General features: G+C 72.7%; 18 protein-coding genes. 11 read left to right on the top strand and 7 right to left on the bottom strand.

Going from position 1 to position 24,661, the window contains the following annotated elements; all coding sequences use genetic code 11:
* A partial coding sequence (locus AB0G63_RS36560) for a maltotransferase domain-containing protein (RefSeq protein ID WP_360759366.1) occupies positions 1 to 675 on the bottom strand: 675 nt, incomplete at its 3' end.
* A 291-nt stretch (positions 676 to 966) separates the two neighbouring features.
* Between AB0G63_RS36560 and AB0G63_RS36555 the strand changes: the two genes are divergently transcribed.
* Positions 967 to 3,585: a glycosyltransferase family 1 protein gene (locus tag AB0G63_RS36555; RefSeq protein ID WP_360759363.1), complete on the top strand. Its 2,619-nt coding sequence runs from the start codon at positions 967 to 969 to the stop codon at positions 3,583 to 3,585.
* A gap of 34 nt (positions 3,586 to 3,619) precedes the next feature.
* Positions 3,620 to 4,150 (top strand): SitI3 family protein, encoded by a 531-nt coding sequence (locus AB0G63_RS36550; RefSeq protein ID WP_360759360.1) that lies wholly within the window; start codon positions 3,620 to 3,622, stop codon positions 4,148 to 4,150.
* Here the strand turns inward: AB0G63_RS36550 and AB0G63_RS36545 are convergent.
* The gene (locus tag AB0G63_RS36545; protein ID WP_360759357.1) at positions 4,090 to 4,617 is read right to left on the bottom strand and encodes a DUF1990 domain-containing protein; all 528 of its coding nucleotides are present in this window, start codon (positions 4,615 to 4,617) and stop codon (positions 4,090 to 4,092) included. The two genes, AB0G63_RS36550 and AB0G63_RS36545, sit on opposite strands and share 61 nt — an antisense overlap.
* A gap of 77 nt (positions 4,618 to 4,694) precedes the next feature.
* Positions 4,695 to 6,356 (bottom strand): M4 family metallopeptidase, encoded by a 1,662-nt coding sequence (locus AB0G63_RS36540; RefSeq protein WP_360759354.1) that lies wholly within the window; start codon positions 6,354 to 6,356, stop codon positions 4,695 to 4,697.
* A gap of 506 nt (positions 6,357 to 6,862) precedes the next feature.
* On the opposite strand from AB0G63_RS36540, the gene AB0G63_RS36535 reads away from it, so the two are divergent.
* Positions 6,863 to 9,661, top strand: coding sequence for a SpoIIE family protein phosphatase (locus AB0G63_RS36535; RefSeq protein WP_360759369.1), 2,799 nt, complete (start codon positions 6,863 to 6,865; stop codon positions 9,659 to 9,661).
* 42 nt (positions 9,662 to 9,703) lie between these two features.
* Here the strand turns inward: AB0G63_RS36535 and AB0G63_RS36530 are convergent, their stop codons facing one another.
* From AB0G63_RS36530 to glgX, 3 genes are all read right to left on the bottom strand, one after another.
* Entirely contained in the window at positions 9,704 to 11,575 is a 1,872-nt protein-coding gene (locus AB0G63_RS36530; protein ID WP_360759351.1) for an ABC transporter ATP-binding protein, read from the bottom strand.
* Positions 11,572 to 13,377, bottom strand: coding sequence for an ABC transporter ATP-binding protein (locus AB0G63_RS36525; protein WP_360759348.1), 1,806 nt, complete (start codon positions 13,375 to 13,377; stop codon positions 11,572 to 11,574). Before AB0G63_RS36525 ends, AB0G63_RS36530 begins: the two co-directional genes overlap by 4 nt.
* A 120-nt stretch (positions 13,378 to 13,497) precedes the next feature.
* Positions 13,498 to 15,741: a glycogen debranching protein GlgX gene (gene glgX / locus AB0G63_RS36520; protein ID WP_360759345.1), complete on the bottom strand. Its 2,244-nt coding sequence runs from the start codon at positions 15,739 to 15,741 to the stop codon at positions 13,498 to 13,500.
* Positions 15,742 to 15,938: 197 nt separating this feature from the next.
* Between glgX and AB0G63_RS36515 the strand changes: the two genes are divergently transcribed.
* The 6 genes from AB0G63_RS36515 (at position 15,939) to AB0G63_RS36490 (ending at position 22,399) form a co-directional block, all read left to right on the top strand.
* The gene (locus AB0G63_RS36515; protein WP_360759342.1) at positions 15,939 to 17,156 is read left to right on the top strand and encodes an Ig-like domain-containing protein; all 1,218 of its coding nucleotides are present in this window, start codon (positions 15,939 to 15,941) and stop codon (positions 17,154 to 17,156) included.
* Between the two features lie 164 nt (positions 17,157 to 17,320).
* The gene (locus tag AB0G63_RS36510) at positions 17,321 to 18,577 is read left to right on the top strand and encodes an Ig-like domain-containing protein (RefSeq protein WP_360759339.1); all 1,257 of its coding nucleotides are present in this window, start codon (positions 17,321 to 17,323) and stop codon (positions 18,575 to 18,577) included.
* 160 nt (positions 18,578 to 18,737) lie between these two features.
* Positions 18,738 to 19,505: an enoyl-CoA hydratase-related protein gene (locus tag AB0G63_RS36505; protein WP_351892614.1), complete on the top strand. Its 768-nt coding sequence runs from the start codon at positions 18,738 to 18,740 to the stop codon at positions 19,503 to 19,505.
* A 311-nt stretch (positions 19,506 to 19,816) separates the two neighbouring features.
* Positions 19,817 to 20,320, top strand: coding sequence for an ATP-binding protein (locus tag AB0G63_RS36500; RefSeq protein WP_360759336.1), 504 nt, complete (start codon positions 19,817 to 19,819; stop codon positions 20,318 to 20,320).
* Between the two features lie 76 nt (positions 20,321 to 20,396).
* Positions 20,397 to 21,188, top strand: coding sequence for a polysaccharide deacetylase family protein (locus AB0G63_RS36495; RefSeq protein WP_360759333.1), 792 nt, complete (start codon positions 20,397 to 20,399; stop codon positions 21,186 to 21,188).
* Positions 21,188 to 22,399, top strand: a complete 1,212-nt coding sequence (locus AB0G63_RS36490) for a YncE family protein (RefSeq protein ID WP_360759330.1) — start codon at positions 21,188 to 21,190, stop codon at positions 22,397 to 22,399. The genes AB0G63_RS36495 and AB0G63_RS36490 overlap by 1 nt, the downstream gene beginning before the upstream one ends.
* Positions 22,400 to 22,515: 116 nt before the next feature.
* Here AB0G63_RS36490 and AB0G63_RS36485 read toward each other — a convergent pair whose 3' ends face one another.
* Entirely contained in the window at positions 22,516 to 23,148 is a 633-nt protein-coding gene (locus tag AB0G63_RS36485; protein ID WP_360759327.1) for a GNAT family N-acetyltransferase, read from the bottom strand.
* A gap of 125 nt (positions 23,149 to 23,273) precedes the next feature.
* On the opposite strand from AB0G63_RS36485, the gene AB0G63_RS36480 reads away from it, so the two are divergent.
* Together AB0G63_RS36480 and AB0G63_RS36475 are read left to right on the top strand one after the other, a co-directional pair.
* On the top strand, positions 23,274 to 23,486 hold the full coding sequence (locus AB0G63_RS36480; protein ID WP_351892628.1) for an EF-hand domain-containing protein: 213 nt from the start codon (positions 23,274 to 23,276) through the stop codon (positions 23,484 to 23,486).
* 42 nt (positions 23,487 to 23,528) lie between these two features.
* Positions 23,529 to 24,323: an NAD(P)-binding domain-containing protein gene (locus tag AB0G63_RS36475; protein ID WP_360759324.1), complete on the top strand. Its 795-nt coding sequence runs from the start codon at positions 23,529 to 23,531 to the stop codon at positions 24,321 to 24,323.
* The last annotated feature ends 338 nt before the right edge of the window (positions 24,324 to 24,661 follow it).

The raw sequence follows: 24,661 nt of genomic DNA, 5'->3' as shown, positions 1-24,661 counted from the left end.
CAGCTCCAGCGGTTCGGAGGCGGTGACCAGCTCCCGCAGCGGATGCCGGGCCAGCACCGCGTCCACCTCCGGCGTCAAAGCCGCCGCCAGCCGGGTGGCCACGGGCAGCGAGTCGTCGTCCAGGGTCTCCGCGACCGCCAGCACCGCGGCGCGCGCCGGCCCCTCGGGCACCCCGGCGGCCGCCCGCCGGTACAGCTCGCCGCCTTCCTCCAGGACCAGCCCGGTGTCGATGCCGGCCGGGACCTTGATGCGGGCGTGGTGCCGCCAGGTGGTGACCGGGTCGCTCCAGGCCTCGACGTGGTAGGTCCAGCGGCCCGGGGCGCCGGGCGTGACGGTGGCGCCCCAGCGGTCGGTGCCGGGCGCCAGCTCCCGCATCGGCGTCCACGGGCCCGGACGGCCCTCCGGATCGGCCAGGACGACGTTCGCGGCGACCGCGTCGTGGCCCTCGCGGAACACGGTCGCCGAGATCTCGAACGACTCGCCGGTCACGGCCTTGGCCGGCCTGCACCCGTGCTGGACGACCGGGCGGACGTCGAGGACGGGGATGCGCCCGACGCCGGAGACGGCCCGGGCGGGGGGTGGCTGCACGGTCGGCGGTCCGGCGGCGGGCGGGCGTACAGAGGCTGTGTCTGCGCTGTGCGTCGGGGATGGAGACGAGTGGTGCGTGGCGGGCATGACCGCTCCTGTCCGCGTCAACGTTGGTGGGCGGATGACTGTGGGGAGGTGGGTCCTGCGTGTTGTCCCTGTGGTGATCCAGGGGCGTACCGGAGGAGCCTTCCCACCCTATGCGAGTGGGCAATCCGGCACTTTGTTAACTACTCACGCGTATGCCCGCGCACGGAGAGGGTTCACCGTGTCGCCGGGTGTGCCGTGGTGACAAAGCCGCTCTCCCGGATACCGTCGGGATTGACGACGGGACGCACACCGGCGTGCGTCCCCCCTCCGCACGCCCGACCGAGGTGGCCAGTGAAGGCGATCCGTCGATTCACCGTCCGACCCGTTCTGCCCGAACCCCTTCTGCCGCTCAGCGATCTCGCGCGGAACCTGCGCTGGTCCTGGCATGCGGAGACACGCGAACTCTTCCAGTCGGTCGATCCCGAGAGCTGGGCCGCCTCGGGCGGCGACCCGGTGCGGCTGCTGGGGAGCGTGTCTCCCGCGCGGCTCGCGGAGCTGGCCCGGGACCGCCGCTTCCTGCGCCGGCTGACCGCCGTCACCGACGACCTCCACGACTACCTGACCGGCGACCGCTGGTACCAGTCCCAGCCCGGCGCGCTGCCCGCCGCCGTGGCCTATTTCTCGCCGGAATTCGGCGTCACGGCGGCCCTGCCCCAGTACTCCGGCGGCCTCGGCATCCTGGCCGGCGACCACCTGAAGGCGGCCAGCGACCTCGGCGTGCCGCTCATCGGCGTCGGCCTGCTCTACCGGCACGGCTACTTCCGCCAGAGCCTGTCCCGGGACGGCTGGCAGCAGGAGCAGTACCCGGTCCTCGACCCCAACGAACTGCCCGTCGTCCAGCTCGGGGACGCCGACGGCCGCCCGGCCCAGGTCACCCTCGCGCTGCCCGGCGGCAAGCGGCTGCACGCCCGGATCTGGCTGGCCCAGGTGGGCCGGGTGCCCCTGCTGATGCTGGACTCCGACGTCGAGGAGAACGACCTCGGGGAGCGCGGTGTCACCGACCGGCTCTACGGCGGCGGCAGCGAGCACCGGCTGCTGCAGGAGATGCTGCTCGGCATAGGGGGCGTGCGGGCGGTGCGCGCGTACTGCCGGATCACCGGCCACCCCGAGCCGGAGGTCTTCCACACCAACGAGGGCCACGCCGGCTTCCTCGGCCTGGAACGCATCGCGGAACTGTGCGCCGAGGGGCTGGACTTCGACTCGGCGCTGGAGGCGGTGCGGGCGGGCACCGTCTTCACCACGCACACCCCGGTCCCGGCCGGCATCGACCGCTTCGACCGGGAACTCGTCGCCCGCCACTTCGCGCCCGACGCCGAGCTGCCGCGCATCGACGTCGAACGCATCCTCGCCCTCGGCATGGAGACCTACCCCGGCGGCGAGCCCAGCCTCTTCAACATGGCCGTGATGGGGCTGCGCCTGGGCCAGCGCGCCAACGGCGTGTCCCTGCTGCACGGCCAGGTCAGCCGGGAGATGTTCGCCGGCCTGTGGCCGGGGTTCGACCCCGAGGACGTGCCGATCACCTCCGTGACCAACGGCGTCCACGCCCCCACCTGGGTCGCCCCGGAGGTCTTCCGGCTCGGCGCCCGGCAGATCGGCGCCCAGCGCGCCGAGGACGCGCTGACCATCGGCGCCTCGGACCGCTGGGACTCGGTCGCGGACATCCCCGACCAGGACGTGTGGGAGCTGCGCCGGAGCCTGCGCGAGCAGCTGGTGGAGGAGGTGCGTGAGCGGCTGCGCGCCTCCTGGCGGCAGCGCGGCGCGGGCACGGCCGAGCTGGGCTGGATCGACGGGGTGCTCGACCCGGACGTCCTGACCATCGGTTTCGCGCGCCGGGTCCCGTCGTACAAGCGTCTGACGCTGATGCTCCGGGACCGCGACCGGCTGACGGAACTCCTGCTGCACCCCGAGCGGCCGGTCCAGATCGTGGTCGCGGGCAAGGCGCACCCGGCGGACGACGGCGGCAAGCGGCTGGTGCAGGAACTGGTCCGGTTCGCCGACGACCCGCGGGTGCGCCACCGCATCGTCTTCCTGCCCGACTACGGCATGGCGATGGCGCAGAAGCTCTATCCCGGCTGCGACGTCTGGCTGAACAATCCGCTGCGCCCCCTGGAGGCCTGCGGCACGTCCGGGATGAAGGCCGCGCTGAACGGCTGCCTGAACCTGTCGGTGCTGGACGGCTGGTGGGACGAGTGGTACCAGCCCGACTTCGGCTGGGCGATCCCGACCGCCGACGGCGCCGCCATGGACGCCGACCGGCGCGACGACATAGAGGCCGCCGCGCTGTACGACCTGCTGGAGCAGCGGGTCGCCCCGCGTTTCTACGAGCGCGGGCAGAACGGTCTGCCCGACCGCTGGATCGAGATGGTCCGCCAGACCCTCACACTGCTCGGCCCGAAGGTGCTGGCCGGCCGCATGGTGCGCGAGTACGTCGACCGTCTCTACACCCCGGCCGCCCACGCCCACCGCGCGATGACCCCGGACGCCGCGCGCGAGCTGGCCGCCTGGAAGGCACGCGTGCGGGGCGCCTGGCACGGGGTGGCGGTGGACCACGTGGAGGCGTCGGCCGCCACGGCCACCGCGCAGCTCGGCACCACGCTCGGGCTGCGGGTCAGGGTGCGCCTCGGCGAGCTCTCCCCGGACGACGTGGAGGTCCAGGCCGTCTCGGGCCGGGTGGACTCCCAGGACCGCATCACCGACGCCGCGTCGGTGCCCCTGAAACCGGCGGGCAGCCAGGACCCGGAGGGCCGCTGGATCTACGAGGGCCCGCTCTCCCTGGACCGCACCGGCCCGTACGGCTACACCGTCCGCATCCTGCCCACCCACCGCCTGCTGGCCTCCGGCGCCGAACTGGGCCTGCTGGCAGTGCCGTCGGAGGAGACGGGAGAGGGAGCGGGGGTCCTGATGCGGTGACACCGTCCGGGCCGGCGCGCCGCGCGGACCGAGTGTGGCGTTCCGTATGGACAAGGGAGCCGAGGTGTCGGATCAGCAGGACGACATGATCCGGCTCGTCGCGCCCCTGCTGCGGCGCGTCGACGGCGACGCGGTGCTGCATTTCCAGTCCGAGCAGGTCTGGCTGCTCCGCAGGAACGGCGAGCTGAGCCTGAGCGAGGACGACGATCTCTGGCGGCCGGGCCGGCTCTCCCTCATGACGCAGCCCTACCACCGGGAAACCCACATCATGGATTCCCTCTACTCGGACTGGGCCGACCGTGACCTTCAGATTCCGTGCGAACGACATGCCCGACCGGGACATCTGGTGTGCCGGTGCCGGTGCCGGTGCCGGTGCCGGTGCCGGCGCCGAGGCCGCCCACGCGTTCGTGGGCACCGCCGAGGTCTTCTCCGGAGTGCTTCGGGTCCGCTCCGGCATCGCGGATCCTTCGGCACCAGCACGCGCGGGCGATGCCCGTGTGACGGTCAGGGGCGCTGCGCGTCGGCGCACAGGTTCCTGAGCGTGGCCCCGCACCGCCGTGCGTAGGCGTGCTGCAGGCCCCGGGTCGCCGGACCGCCGGCCTTGGCGTACCACTTGGCCGGGCGGCTGAAGGCGGTGACCGTCAGCCAGACCGTGCCGTCGCCGGTGCGGTCCACCACGAAGGACTCCTCGCCGCACTCCGGATGCCCGGCCAGCGTGCCGTAGGCCCAGCCGGCGCGGCGGGGCTCCTCGACCGTCCACGCCACGCGGCACGGCGCCCTGATCACACCGGCGAGGGTGACGGTGACGTCCACGCCGGGCGCGGCCCGGTCGGCGGCGGCGTCGATGCCCACGCCCATCGAGCGGTGCATCTCCCAGGTCAGCACCGCCTGTGCCGCCCGGCGGAAGACCTCCTCGCCCTCGCCGAGGCGGGTGCGCACGTGCATACGGTGGAAGCCCGGGGGGCAGAAGTCGGCGCGCCGGGTCGCGCCGACGTCGTCGTAGGTGAAGTCCTTCGGATCCGCAGAAGACACAGCAGACAAGGGTAGGGCGGTACCGGGAGCGACTGACTCCCGGGTACCGCCCGTCGATCACCCTGGAACTGCCGGGACTAGCTGACGTTGACCGCGGACCAGGCCGCCGCCACCGCGTTGTACTCGGCGCTGCCGGAGCCGTACAGGGCGGACGCGGCGCTCAGGGTCGCCGTGCGGGCGCCGGAGTACTTCGTCGTCGACGTCATGTACGTCGTCAGCGCCTTGTACCAGATCTGCAGCGCCTTGGCCCGGCCGATGCCGGTGACCGTGGAGCCGTTGTACGTCGGCGAGTTGTAGGTCACGCCGTTGATGGTCTTCGAACCGCTGCCCTCCGACAGGAGGTAGAAGAAGTGGTTCGCGACGCCGGAGGAGTAGTGGACGTCCTTGCTGCCGACGGTGGAGGACCAGTAGTCCGACGAGGCGCCGTCCTTGCTGGGCTTGTCCATGTAGCGCAGCGGGGAGCCGTCCCCGTTGATGTCGATCTCCTCGCCGATGAGGTAGTCGCCGACGTCGTTGGAGTTGGCGGCGTAGAACTCCACGCCGGTGCCGAAGATGTCGGAGGTGGCCTCGTTCAGGCCGCCGGACTCGCCGCTGTAGTTGAGGCCCGCGGTGTTCGAGGTGACACCGTGGCTCATCTCGTGGCCGGCCACGTCCAGCGAGGTCAGCGGGTGGGTGTTGCCCGAGCCGTCGCCGTAGGTCATGCAGAAGCAGCTGTCGTCCCAGAACGCGTTGACGTACGCGTTGCCGTAGTGGACGCGGGAGTAGGCGGCCACGCCGTTGTTCTTGATGCCGCTGCGGCCGAAGGTGTTCTTGTAGAAGTCCCAGGTGACCTGGGCGCCGTAGGCGGCGTCGGCGGCGGCGGTCTGGTCGGTGGTGGAGCTGGAGGCGGCGCCGGTGCCCCAGACGTCGTCCGCGTCGGTGAACAGGGTGCCCGTGCTGGTGGTGCTGGAGTGGGCCTTGTTGTAGACCTTGTGGCCACCGCGCGTGGTGTCGTACAGCTGGTACGTCGAGCCGGACAGCGTGGTGTTGAGGGTGACGGTGCCCGAGTAGAGGGTCTTGCCGGTGCCCGTCTCGATGCCCTGGTACTCGTACAGCTTCTTGCCGGTGGCGGCGTCGGTGATGACGTGCAGCTCGTTCGGGGTGCCGTCGTCCTGCAGGCCGCCGACGACCGTCTCGTAGGCCAGGGTCGGCTTGCCGTCGGCGGCCCAGATGACCTTGCGCGCCGAGTCGGCGGAGGTCTTCGCGGAGCCCGCGGCCTTCGCGACGGTCAGCGCCTGCTTCTCGGCCTTGGCCGCGGTGATCTGCGGCTTGACGGAGGCCACCTTGATGGCCGCCTTGACGGCCTTGGTGACGCCCTTCGTGGCGCCGGTGGCCGACTGGTGGACCACCAGGTCGCCGCCGAGCACCGGCAGGCCGGCGTAGGTGCGCTCGTAGCGGGTGTGGACCGCGCCGTCGGCGTCCTTCACGACGTCCTTGACGACCAGCTTCTCCTTGGCGCCGAGGCCTATGCGCTGCGCGGTCTCGGGCGCGGCCTTCTGCTGCTGCTTGATCAGGGAGGTGCGCGCGGCCGCGGAGAGCTGGACGGGGGCGGCGGCGAGCGGGGCCTTGGCAGTGGACTCCGCCGGGGTCTGGGCGGCGGCCGTGCCGGTGGTCAGACCGGTGGTGAGCAGGGCTCCGGCGGCGACAGCGGTCGCGATGGCAAGGGTGGAACGCTTGTGACGCGCGTAGAGGGAGGTCACACAAGCTCCTTGGAGTGGGGGAGATCGGCACGGGGTGGGGCGCCCGGCCGAGTTGTCGTGAAGTTGTGCGGCGTTGTGAGAGAGGGTGACATCAAGGACGCGTACATGTCATGACCCCCAAGTGATGTTGGCCGAAAAGCTTCGGCTCGATGAATGTTGCGGTGATGTGAACGGGCTCCATGACGCCCGGCCGCTGCCGCTGGAGACGGCCATCGAGGGGTTGGCCGCGGGTTCGTCGCCCGGGGCGGATGTGTCGCGATTTTCGTCAGGGACGCGTCAGGAACTTGGCCGGAACCCGTTCGTTGTCCGGATGTTCATGTTCGCTATACGGACTTTTGGGGTGGGTGTGCCAGGGCGCCGGACGCCCGCCGTGCGCGTCACGCCCGGCCCGTCGCGCCGGGCTTGATCGCTCACGAGACCTCTCAGGGGGATATGTCTTGCTTTTCCCTGTTCGGGGCAGAGACTGAGGTGTACGGAGGGCCGGCTAAGGATGTGCGCAAGTGTCGATGAAGTGGGACGACGTCGTCGCCCTCGGCAGGGCTTACGAACAACTGCGGGCGGGCGAGCCCGTGGGGCCGTCCGTGCGCGATCCGGTCCTGGCCGCCTGGCGCAGGTGCCGCTCCCAGGGCCTTGCCGAAAGGCCCCGGGGAGATCTCCCCTACCAGCGGGATCTGGGCGACGCGCAGAACCTCGCGGAGGCCGCCCGGCCCGTGCTCGAGGCTCTGGAGTCCCAGCTGTCTGGCCTGCGGACGACCGTGTTCCTCAGCGACGAACGCGCCCGGTTGCTCGACCGGAGGTCGGGCGAGCACGCGCTGCTCGGGCGCCTCGACGCGATGCAGCTCGCACCGGGCTTCAGCGTCCCCGAGGACGTCATCGGCAACAACGGCGTCGGTACCGTCCTGGTGACCCGGCGGCCCGTCTTCATCTGCGGTCGCGAGCACTACGGCGACGACCTGACGGGGCTGGTCTGCGCGGGCGCACCGGTGCGCGACCCGCTGAGCGGTCACGTCGTCGGCGCACTCGACCTGACCAGCGCGCGGGCCGATACCCACCCCGCCATGCTCACCTCGGCACTCGAGGCGGCCCGTGCCATCGAGCAGCGGCTGCTGGAGCAGGTCTCGTCCCGCGAGCGGGCCCTGCTCCAGGCGTTCTGGGCCGCCCGTCCGCCGGGGAACGGCGGCCCGGGCGGCATGCCCACCGTCCCCGACGAGTTGCTCGACCGCCACGACCGGCTCTTCCTCCAGGCGGCCGCGACCGAGTTGATCTCCTCCGGCCGCACCGGCCTCGTGGAGGTGCGGCTGCCCCACGGACGCACGGCCGTCCTGCGCAGCCGGCCGGTGACGGCTCCGTCCGGCGTCACGGGAATCGCCGTCGAGGCGGCTCTTCCCTCCGGTCTCCGGCAGGACCTCGCCGTGCTGACGGACGCGGGCGGCACTCCCTCGGATCTCACCCCCCGGCCCGTGAGCCACCCCGCGACGCGCCCGTCGCCACGGCGGCTCCCGCCCCGCCCCCTGCCTGCCGCCCCGGAGCCCGAGCCCCGGCCGGGAACCGAGCGGGGCGACGGACGCCCCGACGAGTGGCTGGTCGCCGTCGGCGAGCCGTTGATGGGCACGCTGGCCCTGCAGGCCCGGCAGCGCCTGGGGCTGCTGTACGACGCCTCCGCATGCGTCGGCACCACGCTCGACGTGGTACGGACCGCCGAGGAACTGACCGAGGTGGCCATCCCCCGGTTCGCCGACTTCACCGCCGTCGACGTGCCGGAAGCCGTGCTGGCCGGTGAGGAACCGGTCCGGGTGAACGGTGCGCTGCGCCGCGTCGCGCTCACCGGCGTGCGCGAGGACTCCCCGCTCCATGCGGCCGGTGACCTGATCGCCTATGCGCCGTCCACGCCCCAGGCCAGATGCCTGGCGACCGAGCGGCCGGCCCTGGAACCGGAACTCGCGACGGCCCATGGCTGGCACCTCCAGGACCCGGCGCGCGGCGAGCGGATCCTGGAGGCCGGCATCCACTCGCTGATCACCGTGCCGATGCGGGCCCGGGGCGTGCTCCTGGGAGTGGTCAGTTTCTACCGCTCCCGGCTCCAGGAGCCGTTCTCCGAGGACGACCTGTTGCTCGCCGAGGAACTGGTCGGCCGCGCCGCGCTGAGCATCGACAACGCCCGCCGCTTCACCCGCGAGCACAAGGTGGCGCTGACGCTCCAGCGCAGTCTGCTGCCGCGCGGCCTGCCCGCGCAGCACGCGGTCGACGTGTCCCACCGCTACCTGCCGGCGCGTTCGGGGGCCGGGGGCGACTGGTTCGACGTGATCCCGCTGTCCGGCGCACGGGTGGCACTGGTGGTCGGGGACGTGGTCGGCCACGGACTGCACGCCGCCGCCACCATGGGCAGGCTGCGCACCGCGGTCCACAACTTCTCCGCCCTCGATCTCCCCGCCGAGGAGGTCCTCGCCCAGCTCGACGACCTCGTCGCCCGGCTGGACGCCGACCAGGAGCAGGCGGAGACCGGCGACGGGGACATCACCGGCGCGAGCTGTCTCTACGCCGTCTACGACCCCGTCGCGGGCCGCTGCACCGTGGCGCGGGCCGGTCATCCGCCGCCCGCGCTGGTACGGCCCGACGGCACCGTCGAGTATCCGGACCTGCCCGACGCGCCACCGCTGGGCGTGAGCGGCCATCCCTTCGAGACCGCCGAGCTGGAGATCCCCGAGGGCAGCCTGCTCGTCCTCTACACCGACGGGCTGATCGAACACCTCGGCCACCGGGACGTCGGCCTCGGGATGGACAGACTGCGCGGCGTGCTCGCCCGGTCCGCGGGAACGCCCGAGCACGCCTGCCGGACGCTGGACTCCCTGCTGCCCCGGCCTCCGGACCACCCCGCCGACGATGTCGCGCTCCTCGTCGCCCGTACCCGGACGCTGGACGACGACCACGTCGCCACCTGGGAGCTGGCCGCCGACCCGGCCGAGGTCCCGCGGGTCCGCGCGGAGGCCACCGCACAACTGGCCCGATGGGGCCTCGACGAGCTGCTCTTCTCCACCGAACTCACGGTCAGCGAACTGCTGACCAACGCGCTCCGCCACGGCAGTGAACCCGTCTCGCTGCGTCTGCTGCGTGACCGCACGCTGATCTGCGAGGTCTCCGACGGCAGCAGCACCTCTCCGCACCCGCGCCGGGCGGCGGCCACCGACGAGGGCGGCCGCGGGCTGTTCCTGGTGGCCCAGCTCGTCCAGCGGTGGGGCACCCGGTACACAGCGCGGGGAAAGGTCATCTGGACGGAGCAGCCGCTGGCGCCCGCTCGAGCGGCATGAGCACCCCCGGCGGCATGGCGGTCACCGAACACACCAGGCCCGTCACGCCAGGCTGTCCCGCCACGCCCGGTGCAGGTCCGCGAACCGGCCCGTGCCCTCGATGAGTTCGTCCGGGGTGCCGTCCTCGACGATGCGGCCGTGCTCCATCACCAGCACCCGGTCCGCGATCTCGACGGTCGACAGCCGGTGCGCGATGACCACCGCGGTACGCCCCTGAAGCACCGTCGCCATCGCGCGCTGCACCGCCCGTTCGCCCGGGATGTCGAGCGAGCTGGTCGCCTCGTCGAGGATGAGCACCGCCGGGTCGGCGAGCAACGCCCGTGCGAAGGCGACGAGTTGACGCTGACCCGCGGAGATGCGGCCGCCCCGCTTGCGGACGTCGGTGTCGTAGCCGTCGGGCAGCGCCTCGATGAAGTCGTGCGCGCCGATCGCCTTCGCGGCCCGCTCGATCTGCTCGCGGCTCGCGTCCGGGCGCCCGATGGCGATGTTCTCGGCGACCGTGCCGGAGAACAGGAACGCCTCCTGCGTCACCATCACCACCCCGCGCCGCAGTTCCGGCACGGCCAGGTCGCGCAGATCGACGCCGTCCAGCAGGACCCGCCCGCCGGACGGGTCGTAGAACCGGGCGAGCAGCTTGGCCAGCGTCGACTTGCCCGCGCCGGTCGAGCCGACCACCGCGACCGTCTGCCCGGCCGGGACGGTGAGGTCGAAGCGGGGCAGCACCTCGCCGCCGGTGCGGTACCCGAAGCGGACGCCGTCGAACACCACCTCCCGTCCCGGGTGTTCGCCGGCGAGCGGCGGCAGCTGCACGGGAGCCGACGGCTCCGGCACGCTCGGCGTCTGCGCGAGCAGCCCGGCGATCTTCTCCAGCGAGGCGGCCGCCGACTGCCAGGAGTTGAGGAACATGCCGAGCCGGTCGATGGGGTCGTACAGCCGCCGCAGGTACAGCACCGCCGCCGCCAGCACACCGAGTTCCAGCGAGCCGCCCGCCACCCGGTAGGCGCCCCACAGCACGATCAGCGCGACGGCCGTGTTGGCGATCAGCCGCGAGCCGACGACATAGCGGGCCATCTCCAGCAGCGCGTCGCCGTTGGTGCGTTCGTGACGCCGGTTGAGCACGCGGAAGGCGGCGTCGTTGGCCGCCTCCCGGCGGAAGGCGCGCACCGGCCGGATGCCGTTCATGGTCTCGACGAACTTCACGATGACGGACGCGATGGCGGTGGAGCGCACCCGGTACACCTCGCCCGCCCGCCGCCGGTAGACCCGCACCAGCACGTACAGCGGCATGAACGACGCCACCGCCACGGCCCCGAGCCCCAGGTCCAGCCACAGCAGCATCGCCGAGATGTAGACCGACGACAGCACGATCATGACCAGTTCCTGCAGGCCCTCGTCGAGCAGTTCGCGCAGCGACTCCACGTCCGTCGTGGACCGGGAGATCAGCCGGCCCGAGGTGTAGCGCTCGTGGAAGTCGACGCTGAGCGCCTGCGCGTGCCGGAAGATCCGGCCGCGCAGGTCGAGCAGCACGTCCTGGTTGACGCGGGCCGAGGTGTTGATGAACGCGTACTGCAGGGTCCCGGAGGCGACCGCGCACAGCAGGTAGGCCACGGCCACCGCGACCAGCGGACCGCGGTCGTGGCCGCGCAGCGCCGGTACGGCGCTGTCGATGGCGTACGCGACCAGCAGCGGGCCCGCCTGGACGGCCGCCTGCTGGAGCAGCAGCAGGAGCGTGGTGACGGCGACGCGGGCCCGCAGCGGGGCGAGCAGGGAGCGCAGGAGCGCGGCGGTGGCGCCCGGAGGAGTGGGCAGGGTGTCGCGGTCGAAGGGGTCGCCGGCGGCGGCGCCGGGCGGCGGCCCGTCCGGCCCGTCCGGTTGGTCGTCCGCCGTGGCGACGGTCGTGGTGGGGGCCGTCATCGCTCGTCCTCCGCTTCCCCGGTGCCGGACATGAGGTGGGCGTACTCGGCGTTGGTGCGCAGCAGTTCCTGGTGGGTGCCGACGGCGGCGACCCGGCCGCCGGACAGCAGCGCGACCCGGTCGGCGAGCAGCACGGTGGACGGGCGGTGCGCCACGATCAGGGCGGTGGTGTCCGCCAGGACGTCCCGCAGCGCGGCCTCGACCAGCGCCTCGGTGTGCACGTCCAGGGCGGACAGCGGGTCGTCCAGGACCAGGAACCGGGGCCTGCCGACGACCGCCCGGGCCAGCGCCAGCCGCTGCCGCTGCCCGCCGGACAGGCTCAGGCCCTGCTCGCCGACCTGGGTCCCGGTGCCCTGCGGGAGCGCGTGCGCGAAGCCGGCCTGGGCGACCGACAGCGCCCGCTCCAGCTCCGCCTCGCCGGCCGCGTCACCCGCCCCCATCAGCACGTTCTCCGCCACGCTCGCGGAGAACAGGGTGGGCTCCTCGAAGGCGACGGCGACCAGGGAGCGCAGCCGCTCACGGGGCATCGCGGCGATGTCCACGCCGTCGAGGGTGATCCGGCCCTCCGTCACCTCGTGCAGCCGGGGGACGAGCGCGGTGAGCGTGGTCTTCCCGCTGCCGGTGGCCCCGACCAGCGCCATCGACTCGCCGGGACGGATGTGCAGGTCGACCCGGTCCAGGACGGGCGGGGAGCCGTCGGGCGCGTCGGGGTAGCGGAACCGCACGCCGTGGAAGCGCAGTCCGCTGTCGTCCGCGCGGGCCGTGCCGTCGCCGTCGGGGCGGACGGCCGCGGCGGCGACCGCGTCCGGCTCCGGTTCGGCGTCCCGCACCTCGAAGTACCGCTCCGTGGCGGTGGCCGCCTCCTGGCTCATCGCCAGCAGGAAGCCGATGGAGTCCACCGGCCACCGCAGGGCGAGCGCCGTGGACAGGAAGGCGACCAGCGTGCCCGCGGACAGGCCGCCGTCGGCCACCTGCACGCACCCCAGCACCAGGGCCGCCCCGATCGCCACCTCCGGCAGGGTCACGATGACGCCCCAGATGGTGGCGAGCAGCCGGGCCTTGCGCAGCTCCGTCCCGCGCAGCGTGCGCGACAGCTCCCGGAACGCCCGCGCCTGGCTGCGGTGGCGTCCGAACCCCTTGACGATCCGGATGCCGAGCACGCTCTCCTCGACGACCGTCGTCAGGTCGCCGACCTGGTCCTGCGCGAGCCGCGCCGCGTCGGAGTACCGCTTCTCGAAGATCACGCAGGTGACGACGACGGGCACCGCCGGCCCCAGGATCACCAGGCCCAGCGTCCAGTCCTGCAGCAGCATGATGGTCACGCCGACGACGATCGTCACCCCGTTGACCAGCAGGAACGTCAGCGGAAAGGCGAGGAACATGCGCAGCAGCATCAGGTCGGTGGTGCCCCGCGACAGCAACTGCCCGGACGGCCACCGGTCGTGGAAGGCCACCGGCAGCCGCTGCAGATGCCGGTACAGGTCCGCCCGCATCTCCGCCTCGACGTGCGACAGCGGCCGCGCCACCAGCCAGCGCCGCATCCCGAACAGCAGCGCCTCCGCCACCCCGAGCAGCAGCACGTACAGCGCGCCGAGCCACACCCCGGCCGGGTCCCGGTCGGCGACCGGCCCGTCCACCAGCCATTTCAGCACCAGCGGGATCACCAGCCCGGTGCAGGAGGCGAGCACCGCGACGAACGCGGCGGTGAACAGCCTCACCCGCACGGGCCGTACGTACGGCCACAGGCGCAGCAGGCTTCGGACGGCGGACCGGTCCGCTGGGGTGGCAGGTGTAGTGGGCATCAGCAGTGAGCCTACGGATCGCCACTGACGACGCCCACCGAGTTTTGGCCGGACCGGGGTCCGCCGCGGGTCCTACGACCTGTGTGTTCGAGCGGTCGTACGCGGCTGCCGGTGCGGCCGTCACGCCACCCGCAGCAGCAGCACCGACCGCTCCGGCACCGTGATCGCCGTGCCCGCCGAATGGGTCACGCCCGGCGTTCCCGCCTGCTCCTCCAGCGAGGTGTCGACGACCACCTGGTACCGCTCCGCCCACGGCGGGCCCGGCAGTACGAAGCTCACCGGGTCGCCCCCGGCGTGCAGCACGGCGAGGAAGCTGTCGTCGACGATCGGCGCGCCCCGCTCGTCCCGGCCCGGGATGTCCCGCCCGGAGAGGTACATGCCGAGCGTGGCGGCGGGCGCGTACCAGTCCCCTTCCGTCATCTCCGTGCCCCGCGAGGTGAACCAGGCCAGGTCGCGCAGACCGTCCGCGGAGTGGGCGCGGCCGGAGAAGAACGCCCGGCGGCGCAGCACCGGATGCCGGTGGCGCAGCCCGATCAGCCGGGAGGTCAGCTCGCACAGCGCCCGCCAGCCCGGATCCTCCAGCAGCCCCCAGTCGACCCAGCTGGTGTCGTCGTCCTGGCAGTAGGCGTTGTTGTTGCCGCGCTGGGTGCGCCCCAGCTCGTCGCCCGCGACCAGCATCGGCACGCCCGTCGACAGCAGCAGCGTGGTCAGCAGGTTGCGCAGCTGCCGCCGCCGCAGCGCCCGTATCCCCTCGTCGTCGGTCTCGCCCTCCGCGCCGCAGTTCCACGACCGGTTGTCGTCGGTGCCGTCCCGGTTGCCCTCACCGTTCGCCTCGTTGTGCTTGCGCTCGTACGACACCAGGTCCCGCAGGGTGAAACCGTCGTGCGCGGTGACGAAGTTGACCGACGCGTACGGCCTGCGGCCGCCCCAGGCGTACAGGTCGCTGGAGCCCGACAGCCGGTAGCCGAGGTCCCGCACGTCCGGCAGGGCGCCGCGCCAGAAGTCCCGCACGGCGCCCCGGTACCGGTCGTTCCACTCCGTCCACAGCGGCGGGAACGCGCCCACCTGGTAGCCGCCGGAGCCGACGTCCCACGGCTCGGCGATCAGCTTCACCCGCCGCAGCACCGGGTCCTGCGCGATGACGGCGAGGAACGGCGAGAGCATGTCGACGTCGTGCATGGAGCGGGCCAGCGCGGCCGCCAGGTCGAAGCGGAAGCCGTCCACGCCCATCTCGGTCACCCAGTAGCGCAGCGAGTCGGTGATCAGACGCAGCACGTGCGGCTGGACCACGTGCAGGGTGTTGCCGCAGCCGGTGTAGTCGGCGTAGCGCCGGGCGTCCGGCTGGAGGCGGTAGTAGCCGCGGTTGTCGATGCCCTTGAGTGACAGCGTGGGGCCGTACTCGCCCGCCTCGGCGGTGTGGTTGTAGACCACGTCGAGGATCACCTCGATGCCGGCCGCGTGCAGGGCGCGCACCATCCGCTTGAACTCGCCCACCTGCCGGCCGGTGGTGCCGGAGGCGGCGTACCCGGCGTGCGGGGCGAAGTAGCCGATGGAGTTGTAGCCCCAGTAGTTGCGCAGGCCGCGCCGCAGCAGGTGGTCCTCGTGCGCGAACTGGTGCACCGGCAGCAGCTCCACGGCCGTCACGCCGAGCCTCACCAGGTGCTCGACGGCCGCCGGGTGCGCGAGGCCCGCGTAGGTGCCGCGCAGTTCCTCCGGGATGCCCGGGTGCAGCTTGGTGAAGCCGCGCACGTGCACCTCGTAGATCACCGAGTCCGCCCACGGCGTCCGCGGCCGATGGTCGTCCGACCAGTCGTCGTCATCGTGCACGACGACGCCCTTGGGGACGTACGGCGCCGAGTCCCGGTCGTCGCGCACGGTGTCCGCGACGTGCTGCTCGGGCCAGTCGCGCACATGCCCGTACACCTCGGCCGGCAGCGTGAAGTCGCCGTCCACCGCGCGGGCGTACGGGTCGAGGAGCAGCTTCGCCGGGTTCCAGCGGGCGCCGGTCCACGGGTCCCAGCGGCCGTGCACCCGGTAGCCGTACCGCTGCCCGGGCATGACGCCCGGCACGAAGCCGTGCCAGATCTCGTGCGTCAGCTCGGTCAGACGGACCCGGCTCTCCTTGCCGCGGTCGTCGAACAGGCACAGCTCCACCGCCTCCGCCCCGCCCGCCCACAGCGCGAAGTTGGTGCCCGCCACCCCCTCCGGCCCGACCAGGAACCGGGCCCCCAGCGGCATCGGCGCGCCCGGCCACACCGGCACGCCCGGCACCGGCCGCCGCACGCCGTCGATCACGACGGCCGGACGCGCCTCCCCGCCGGCGCGTTCCCCGGCCACCGCCTCCTGCTCGGCTGCGCTGGACACCTGTCAGCCTCCCACGGCTCGTGGAACGACACCCGGAAGGGCGTGCGGCGGCGGCATCCGGCCCCGGCGTCCCCGTGGCGCGCCGCTGCGGCTCAGCGGCGGCCGCCACACCCCCTCGCGTCGTCCTCCCCACTGTTCTGCCCAGACCGTGGCTCGCACTCACGTTTCCCCAGGGCGGGCCCGTCGTTGGGCAGCGCGTGAGGCACGTACACGGGCGCGCGCGGCGCGCGGGGGCCGCATCGGCGGCCGTACTGACATGGGCGGCGCTGCTGGCCGGCTGCACCTCCGGCGGCGTGAGCGGCACGGACGGGGTGTCCGGCGCGGCCGGGGCGCGCGCGGAGGCCATCCGGATCTCGCCGGACGACGGCAGCAAGGGCGTGCGGCCCGGCGCACGGCTGCTGGTGCGGGTGGAGAGCGGGCGGCTGGAGTCGGTGAGGGTCGTCAAGTTCCAGGACGCGCGGGTGTCGGAGGTGGCCGGACGCATCTCCGACGACGGCCTGCGCTGGGAGCCGGCCGCCGGCCGCCTCGCGCCGGCCGCCCGCTACACGGTCGACGCGGTGGCCCTGGACGGCCACGGGCGCCGCTCGGCCCGCCACGTCACCTTCACCACGGACGTCCCCGACGAGCGCCTCGTCGCCCACGTCACCCCGGAGAACCGCTCCACCGTCGGCACCGGGATGATCGTGTCGCTCGCCTTCAACCGCGACGTGACCGACCGCGCCGCGGTCGAACGGGCCGTCAGAGTGACCGCCCGCCCGGCCGTCGAGGTCCGGCCGCACTGGTTCGGCAGGTCCCGTCTCGACTTCCGCCCCGAGCGGTACTGGAAGCCCGGCACCGAGGTCACCGTCTCGCTGCGGCTGCGCGACGTCGAGGACGCCCCCGGGGTCCACGGACCGCAGGACAGGACGGTTTCCTTCACCGTCGGCCGCGGCCAGGTCTCCCGGGTCGACGCGGCGAGGCACATCATGCAGGTGCGCCGGGACGGCAGGCTGCTGGCCACCGTGCCGGTCACGGCGGGCGCCCCCAAGTCCCGCACCTACAACGGGAAGATGGTGGTGATGGAGATGCTCGAGGTCACCCGCATGAACAGCCGCACGGTCGGCTTCGGCGGCGACTACGACATCCCGGACGTCCCGCACGCCATGCGCCTGACCGACTCCGGCACCTTCGTGCACGGCAACTACTGGGCGCCGGACGCCCCCGGACGGGTCAACATCAGCCACGGGTGCGTGGGGCTCAGGGACGTCAAGGGCGGCGGCTCGGACACCCCCGCGGGCTGGTTCTTCGACCGCAGCCTGGTCGGGGACGTCATCGAGGTCGTCCACAGCGATGACAGGAAGGTCGCTCCCGACAACGGGCTCGGAGGGTGGAACATGGGGTGGAAACAGTGGAAAGCGGGCGGCGCGCTCCGGTGAGCCGGCACGGGGCCGGTCCGGGCCGCGCGGACGTGCCCGAGGTTGCGACGAAATGGTGACCTTCTGCCCGCTCGTACCCCGAAATTGGACGGTTAATATGCGCCAATGAGCGCGGGGGACGCGCCGGGGTGCGGGCCTGACCAGGCCCGGCGAGGGGAGAGAACGTGAACGTGCGGCCGATATCGGGGGCGTCGGTTGACGCACGCGGGCGGGGCGGAAAAGGACTGACGGCGCTGATACTCGGGGCGCTGCTGGTGACCGTCACCGCGTGTGGAGGGGGAAATGCGGACTCCGGCTCCGGGTCCGGCTCCGGATCCGGTGACGCGCAGGGCAAGAACTCCGGCCAGGCCGTGAGCAAGCAGTCCGAGGCCGTGGTGTCCATCGCCCCCAAGGACGGCGCGAAGTCCGTCGACACCAGCGGCGCCCTCAAGGTCAGCGTCGGCAAGGGCAAGCTGACCCAGGTCCAGGTCAAGGACTCCAAGGGCACCGAGATACCCGGCAAGTTGTCCGCCGGCGGCACGGCCTGGACGCCGTCGACACACCTGGCCGCGTCCACCAAGTACACCGTGCACGCGGTCGCCAAGGACTCCGCGGGGCGCGAGGCCGCCGAGGACTCCAGCTTCACCACGCTGACGCCGCCCAACACCTTCGTCGGCTACTTCACTCCCGAGGACGGCTCCACCGTCGGCGTCGGGATGCCGTTCTCCGTCCGCTTCACCCGGGGCATCACGCACCCGGAGGACGTCGAGAAGGCCATCAGCATCAAGACCGAGCCGGCCGTGGACGTCCAGGGCCACTGGTTCGGCAACGACCGCCTCGACTTCCGTCCCGAGAAGTACTGGGCGGAGGGCACCAAGGTCACCGTCCGGCTCAACCTCGACGGCGTCGAGGGCCGGCCGGGCGTCTACGGCAGCCAGGCCAAGACGGTCTCCTTCACCATCGGCCGCAACCAGGTCTCCGTGGTCGACGCCAAGAAGCACACCATGAAGGTCACGCAGGACGGCAAGGTCGTCAAGACCATCCCGGTCACCACCGGCAAGCCCGGCTACGACACCTGGAACGGCCAGATGGTCATCAGCGAGAAGCTCCGGGTGACCCGCATGAACGGCGACACGGTCGGCTACGGCGGCGAGTACGACATCGCGGACGTGCCCGACGCGATGCGGCTGACCACCTCCGGCACCTTCGTGCACGGCAACTACTGGGCCTCCGGCGCCTTCGGCAACTACAACGCCAGCCACGGCTGCGTCGGCCTGCAGGACGTGCGCGGCGGCTACGACCGCAAGCTGCCGGCCGGGTGGTTCTTCGACCACTCGATCATCGGCGACGTGGTCGTCGTGAAGAACTCCGACGACGACACGGTCGCCCCCGACAACGGCCTGAACGGCTGGAACATGTCCTGGGAGAAGTGGACGCAGTAGGCGTCCCCCGACCCACGGCCCCGGTGCGAGACACGGCACCGGGGCCGTTGTCGTCGGTGCCGACGCCCGCACGGGTGCCGGCGCTGGTGCTGATGCCGTGTTGCGCGGTGTGACCGACCGCACCGAGGCGCGTGCCGTTAGTGCCCGTTAACCTGCCTGCATGACCGTGAATCTCGAAGTCGCCGAGGGCGTCGGCACCCTGCGCCTGGACCGCCCCCCGATGAACGCGCTGGACGTCGCCACGCAGGACCGGCTGAAGGAGCTCGCCGAGGAGGCGTCCCGCAGGGACGACGTGCGCGCCGTGGTGCTCTACGGCGGGGAGAAGGTGTTCGCCGCCGGCGCGGACATCAAGGAGATGCAGGCCATGGACCACACCGCGATGGTCCTGCGCTCCCGCGCCCTGCAGGAGTCGTTCACGGCGGTGGCCCGCATCCCCAAGCCGGTGGTGGCGGCCGTGACCGGATACGCGCTGGGCGGCGGCTGCGAACTCGCCCTGTGCGCCGACTACCGGATCGCCGCCGACAACGCCAAGCTCGGTCAGCCGGAGATCCTGCTCGGCCTGATCCCGGGTGCGGGCGGCACCCAGCGCCTGGCCCGTCTGATCGGCCCCTCCAAGGCCAAGGACCTGATCTTCACCGGCCGCATGGTCAAGGCGGACGAGGCGCTGACGCTGGGTCTGGTGGACCGCGTCGTGCCGGCCGCCGACGTCTACACCGAGGCGCACGCGTGGGCCGCGAAGCTCGCGCAGGGGCCGGCGCTCGCGCTGCGCGCCGCCAAGGAGTCGGTCGACACCGGACTGGAGACGGACATCGAGACCGGGCTCGCGGTCGAACGGAACTGGTTCGCGGGCCTGTTCGCCACCGAGGACCGCGAGCGCGGGATGCGCAGCTTCGTGGAGGAGGGGCCGGGCAAGGCCAAGTTCCTCTGAGGCCGCCGGGACGGCTGACCTGTGGGCAGATCCTGTGAAACCGCCCACAGACACTTGCAATTGACGGGATGTCTCATCCGGGCCCCTCGGCGGGACGGGTTATGGGAGCCTTAACGCACCCTTAAGCCTGCCTTGTCGAGGGGGACCGACGATTGTCTCCAGGTGAGCAGTCACCGCAGGCCGGACCGGCTGCGGGCGGTTCCGAACCGTCTGCGGCACAGGTCGGAGGACCTGCTCGGGACGATTCATTCCCGGGGGTGTATTCCTCGGGAACGGCCCCGGGGGGCGTTGCGGACGGCCATCATGGGGCCATGGCGGGGCTGGAGGGCATCGAACAGCCGCGGGGACCAGGCCGTGCGACCACAGGGCGGTGGTCGCCTGCGGTGGAGGACGAACAGGGACTCAAGGCGCTGGAGCTGTACGGCGATCCGACCGACGCGGAGGTCCCGCTGCCGTCCCGCCCGGAGTCCGCGGCGACCGCCCGCCGCCTCGCCCAGGTCGTGGTCCTGCGCCACTGGGGCCTGACCGCCCGGATGGCGGAGGACGCCGTCCTGCTCGTCTCCGAACTCGTCGGCAACGCCGTGCGCCACACCGGCGCCCGCGTCTTCGGCCTGCGGATGCGCCGCCGCCGGGGCTGGATCCGCATCGAGGTCCGCGACCCGTCCCGCGGCCTGCCCTGTCTCCTGCCCGTCCAGGAGATGGACATCAGCGGCCGGGGCCTGTTCCTCGTCGACAAGCTCTCCGACCGCTGGGGCGTCGACCTGCTGCCGCGGGGCAAGACGACGTGGTTCGAGATGAGGGTGACGGACCGGTGATCCCCGGTGCGACCCGCACCGGACGCCAATCGGACTAATCAGCGGTTTTCAGCTCCGATCCGCCTTAAATGGTGCGGTGACCACGACCGATCGTCGCACCGCGCTGCGGACCGGCGCCGGGCTCGTCGCCGGTGGCGTGCTCGCCGCCGGATGCTCCGCCGGCGCAGCCGCCCACCCCGCCCCCACCACTGCCGCCCCCACCGCCGCCGCCCCCACAGCCCGCCGCTCCACCCGCCCCCCGGCCGTCGGCCCGCGTCACTACCCCGGCCGGCCCGCCCAGCTCACCCACGGCCCCCGCACCCGACCCCGCGTCGCCCTCACCTTCCACGGCCAGGGCGACCCCGCCCTCGCCCGCGCCCTGCTCACCGAGGCCGAGCGGCACGGCGCCCGCGTCACCGTCCTCGCCGTCGGCAGCTGGCTCGACGAACACCCCTCACTCGCCCGCCGCATCCTCGACGGCGGCCACGACCTCGGCAACCACACCCAGCGCCACCTGGCCGTCAACACCATGACGCAGGCCGACGCCCGCGCCGAGATCACCGCCTGCGCCGACCGGCTCAGGCGCCTCACCGGCTCCATCGGCACCTGGTTCCGTCCCTCGCGCGCGCCCCGCGCCTCCCCGCTCGTCCAGCGCCTGGCCCGCGAGGCGGGTTACCCGCACGTGCTGTCGTACGACGTCGACTCCCTGGACTACACCCGGCCCGGACCCGACGCCGTCACCCGCAAGGTCCTCGGCGAGATCCGCAACGGATCCGTGATGAGCCTGCACTTCGGCCACCCGGACACCGTCGCCGCGCTCCCCGCCCTACTGGACGAACTCGACCACCGCGGTCTGGCCGCGGTGACCACCACGGAGCTGTTCAGCTGATGCACCGCACCCTCGCCCAGCGCACCCTCGCCCAGCGCACTCTCGCCCGGCGCGCCCTCCTCGCCGCCGCCGCGCTCGCCGCCCTCGCCGCCTGCGGCGGCCCCGCCCGCCCCCGTGCCGAGGACGCCGCCCACAGCAGCGCCGCCGTCCGGCCCGCCCCGCCGAAGGCGGCGGCGGTCCAGGGCCTGCCCGGCATGCCGCCCGTCCTCGACCCGCACGACGTGTACGCGGCCGACCGCCCGAACCGGCTCTCCCCGGTGGTCCGGGACTTCCCGTCCCGCGTCTACGTCCCCAACACCAACTCCGACACCGTCTCCGTCATCGACCCGAAGACCTACCGGGTGATCGAGACGATCCCGGTCGGCGCCCAGCCCCAGCACGTCGTGCCGTCCTGGGACCTGAAGACGCTGTGGGTCAACAACGACAAGGGCAACACCCTCACCCCGATCGACCCGAGAACCGGAAAGGCCGGCCGCACGGTCGACGTGCACGACCCGTACAACCTCTACTTCACCCCCGACGGCCGCTACGCCGTCGTCATGGCCTCCCTCGACCGCGAACTGGTCTTCCGCGACGCGCACACCATGAAACGCGTCAAGACCGTCCCGGTCAGCTGCTACGGCGTCAACCACGCCGACTTCTCCCTCGACGGCCGCTACTTCATCGTCTCCTGCGAGTTCAGCGGCGAACTGCTGAAGGTCGACACGGCGAAGATGAAGGTGACCGGGCAGCAGCGGCTCCCGCACCACGGCGCGATGCCGCAGGACGTCAAGGTCTCGCCGGACGGCAAGAAGTTCTACATCGCCGACATGACCACCGACGGCATGTGGGTCCTCGACGGCGACAAGTTCACGACGCCGGCCTTCCTGCCCACCGGCAAGGGCTGCCACGGCCTGTACGTCAGCCGTGACTCGCGCGAGATGTACATCTCCAACCGCGGCGAGGGCTCCGTCTCCGTCTTCGACTTCCGGCAGCAGCGGGTCACCAGGAAGTGGCACCTGCCGGACGGCGGCAGCCCCGACATGGGCGGTGTCTCCGCCGACGGCAAGGTCCTGTGGCTGTCCGGCCGCTACCACTCCGAGGTGTACGCCATCGACACCCGCACCGGCCACCTGCTGGCCCGCGTCAAGGTCGGCAGCGGCCCGCACGGCCTCGCCGTGTACCCGCAGCCGGGCCGCTACTCGCTCGGCCACACCGGCATCTTCCGCTGACCCGGCCGCGGATCACGGCCGCGGATCAAGGCTGCCGGTCAAGACTGCCGATCACGGCGGCGGATCACGGCGGCGGAGCACGGCGGCGGATCACGGCGGCGGAGCACGGCCCCGGATCACCGCAGCAGCGCCTCCGAGCCCACGGGACGGTAGCCGGCCGCCTGGAACGCCCGCAGCGAGCGGGCGTTCCCCGCCGCGACCTGCGCCCACACCGGCTCACCCCCGCCCAGCTGCCGGGCCGCCGTCGCCAGGGCGCGCCCCAGCCCGCGGTGCCGTACGCCCTCGTCCACCTCCACGGCTGCCTCCAGCCGCCCCGCGACCCCACGCCCCAGCACGAGCACGCCCCCGTCCGCCGCCCACACCCGGACGCCGTCGCGCCTGCGGCGGGAGGTCACCACCCGCGGATGGTCCGGGTCGGCGATCTCGGTGAGCGCGAGCGGCGGCCCGCCCGGCAGGGCGGAGCCCACCGTCAGCACGTCGACCGTGTCCGCCGTGCGGCCCGTGCGGTCCATGAACGCGGTCAGGAAGCGGGCGTTCATCGTCGCGGCGAGCGCGTCGCAGTCGGTCTCCCGCAGGGCCCGGCGCACCCACCGCGGGTCCTCGTCCGTGAAGACCACGGAGTGCGCGGTGAAGGCGATGACCCCGGCGTCGCGGGGCGAGGGCTGCGGCAGGACCGTCGTCCGGCCGTCCGCCGGCGGGAAGACACCCCGCGCCGCCGCGTCCAGCATGTCCCGCAACGTCTCCGCCATCGACCGCTCCTCCAGTCTCCGCCCGCTCCCGGGTGGTCCCCGCACCGCGCACTCACCGCGCCCGTTAGTCTGACCTGCGGCAGAACGCCGGAAGACACGAGAAACGTAACAAGAGGGGTGGATCGGTGGCGGACATCGAAGAGGCGCGCAAGGAGTTCCAGCGGATCGACAGCGACGGCGACGGGTTCATCACCGCCGCCGAGCTGAAGACCGCGCTCGCCCAGGGGGGCGACTGGAACGTCACCGAGTCGGTCGCCGAGGCGATCATCAAGACCCGTGACCTCAACGGCGACAAGGTCCTGTCGTTCGACGAGTTCTGGACGTACCTGAACAAGTGACGTGAGCGCGGACGCGAAAGGGGCCGGCTCGCCGCCGCGACGGTGACCGGCCCCTTCGTCGTACCCGTCCGTCCGTCCGGCTGGCCGTCCGTCCGGCCCGGCGTGCGGAATAGCCGTCGCTCCGGGAGGGTTGGTGGTGCTCACGGGCACGACACCACCCCCGGAAGGGCGACCGGCATGAAGATCGGCATCATCGGCGCGGGCAACATCGGCGGCAACCTCACCCGGCGGCTCACCGCACTCGGGCACGACGTCTCCGTCGCCAACTCCCGCGGACCGCACACGCTCACCGCGCTGGCCGAGGAGACCGGCGCGACGCCCGTGCGCGTCGAGGAGGCGGCGCGCGGGGCCCAGATCGTCGTCGTGACGATCCCCCTCAAGGCCATCCCGGACCTGCCGTCCGGCCTGTTCGACGAGGCCGCGGACGGCGTCGCCGTGATCGACACCGGCAACTACTACCCGCAGCGCGACGGCAGGATCGCGGAGATCGTGGACGACGGCGTCACCGAGAGCCGCTGGACCGAACGCCACCTCGGACACCCGGTGATCAAGGCGTTCAACGGCACCTACGCCCAGGACATCCTCGACCGGCCCCTCCCGGCCGGCGACCCGGACCGCATGGCGCTCCCGGTCGCGGGCGACGACGAGGCGGCCAAGCGGAAGGTCAGGGCGCTGATCGACGAACTCGGCTTCGACACCGTCGACGCGGGCGGCCTGGACGACTCCTGGCGCCAGCAGCCCGGCACGCCGGTGTACGGCCTGCGGGCGGGCGTCGAGGAGGTCACCAAGGGCCTGGCGGAAGCGTCCCCGGAACGCCCGGCCGACTTCCGCGCGTAGCGCCCGTCCGGCGGATCGAGCCGGAGGAAACCGGCGGGGCCTTGCAGCCCGGGTGAGCGGGGTCCGGTGCGTCCAGCTGCACGGCGGAGGAGAGCGTCGACGCGATGGGGGTCCCCCGCGCGAGCGCAGCCGAGCGTGCGGGCGCCCCCGACGACAACGCCGCCGGGGTCACCCCCGCTGGGGAGGGCGTGCGGGACGCCGTGTCTCCGGCATGATCCGCCTACGGCGGCATCGTCTCCCACTACCTGTGGTCGGACAACGCGCCGGACGACGAGTGGCTGGACAACCGGAACGCCGACGACGACCGGGCACGACGGCGGCCGGGCGCGGCGACAGCG

Origin of the sequence: Streptomyces sp. NPDC020996, assembly GCF_040641355.1 — a bacterium.
GTDB lineage: Bacteria > Actinomycetota > Actinomycetes > Streptomycetales > Streptomycetaceae > Streptomyces.
This window is presented reverse-complemented; position numbering and strand designations above follow the sequence as displayed.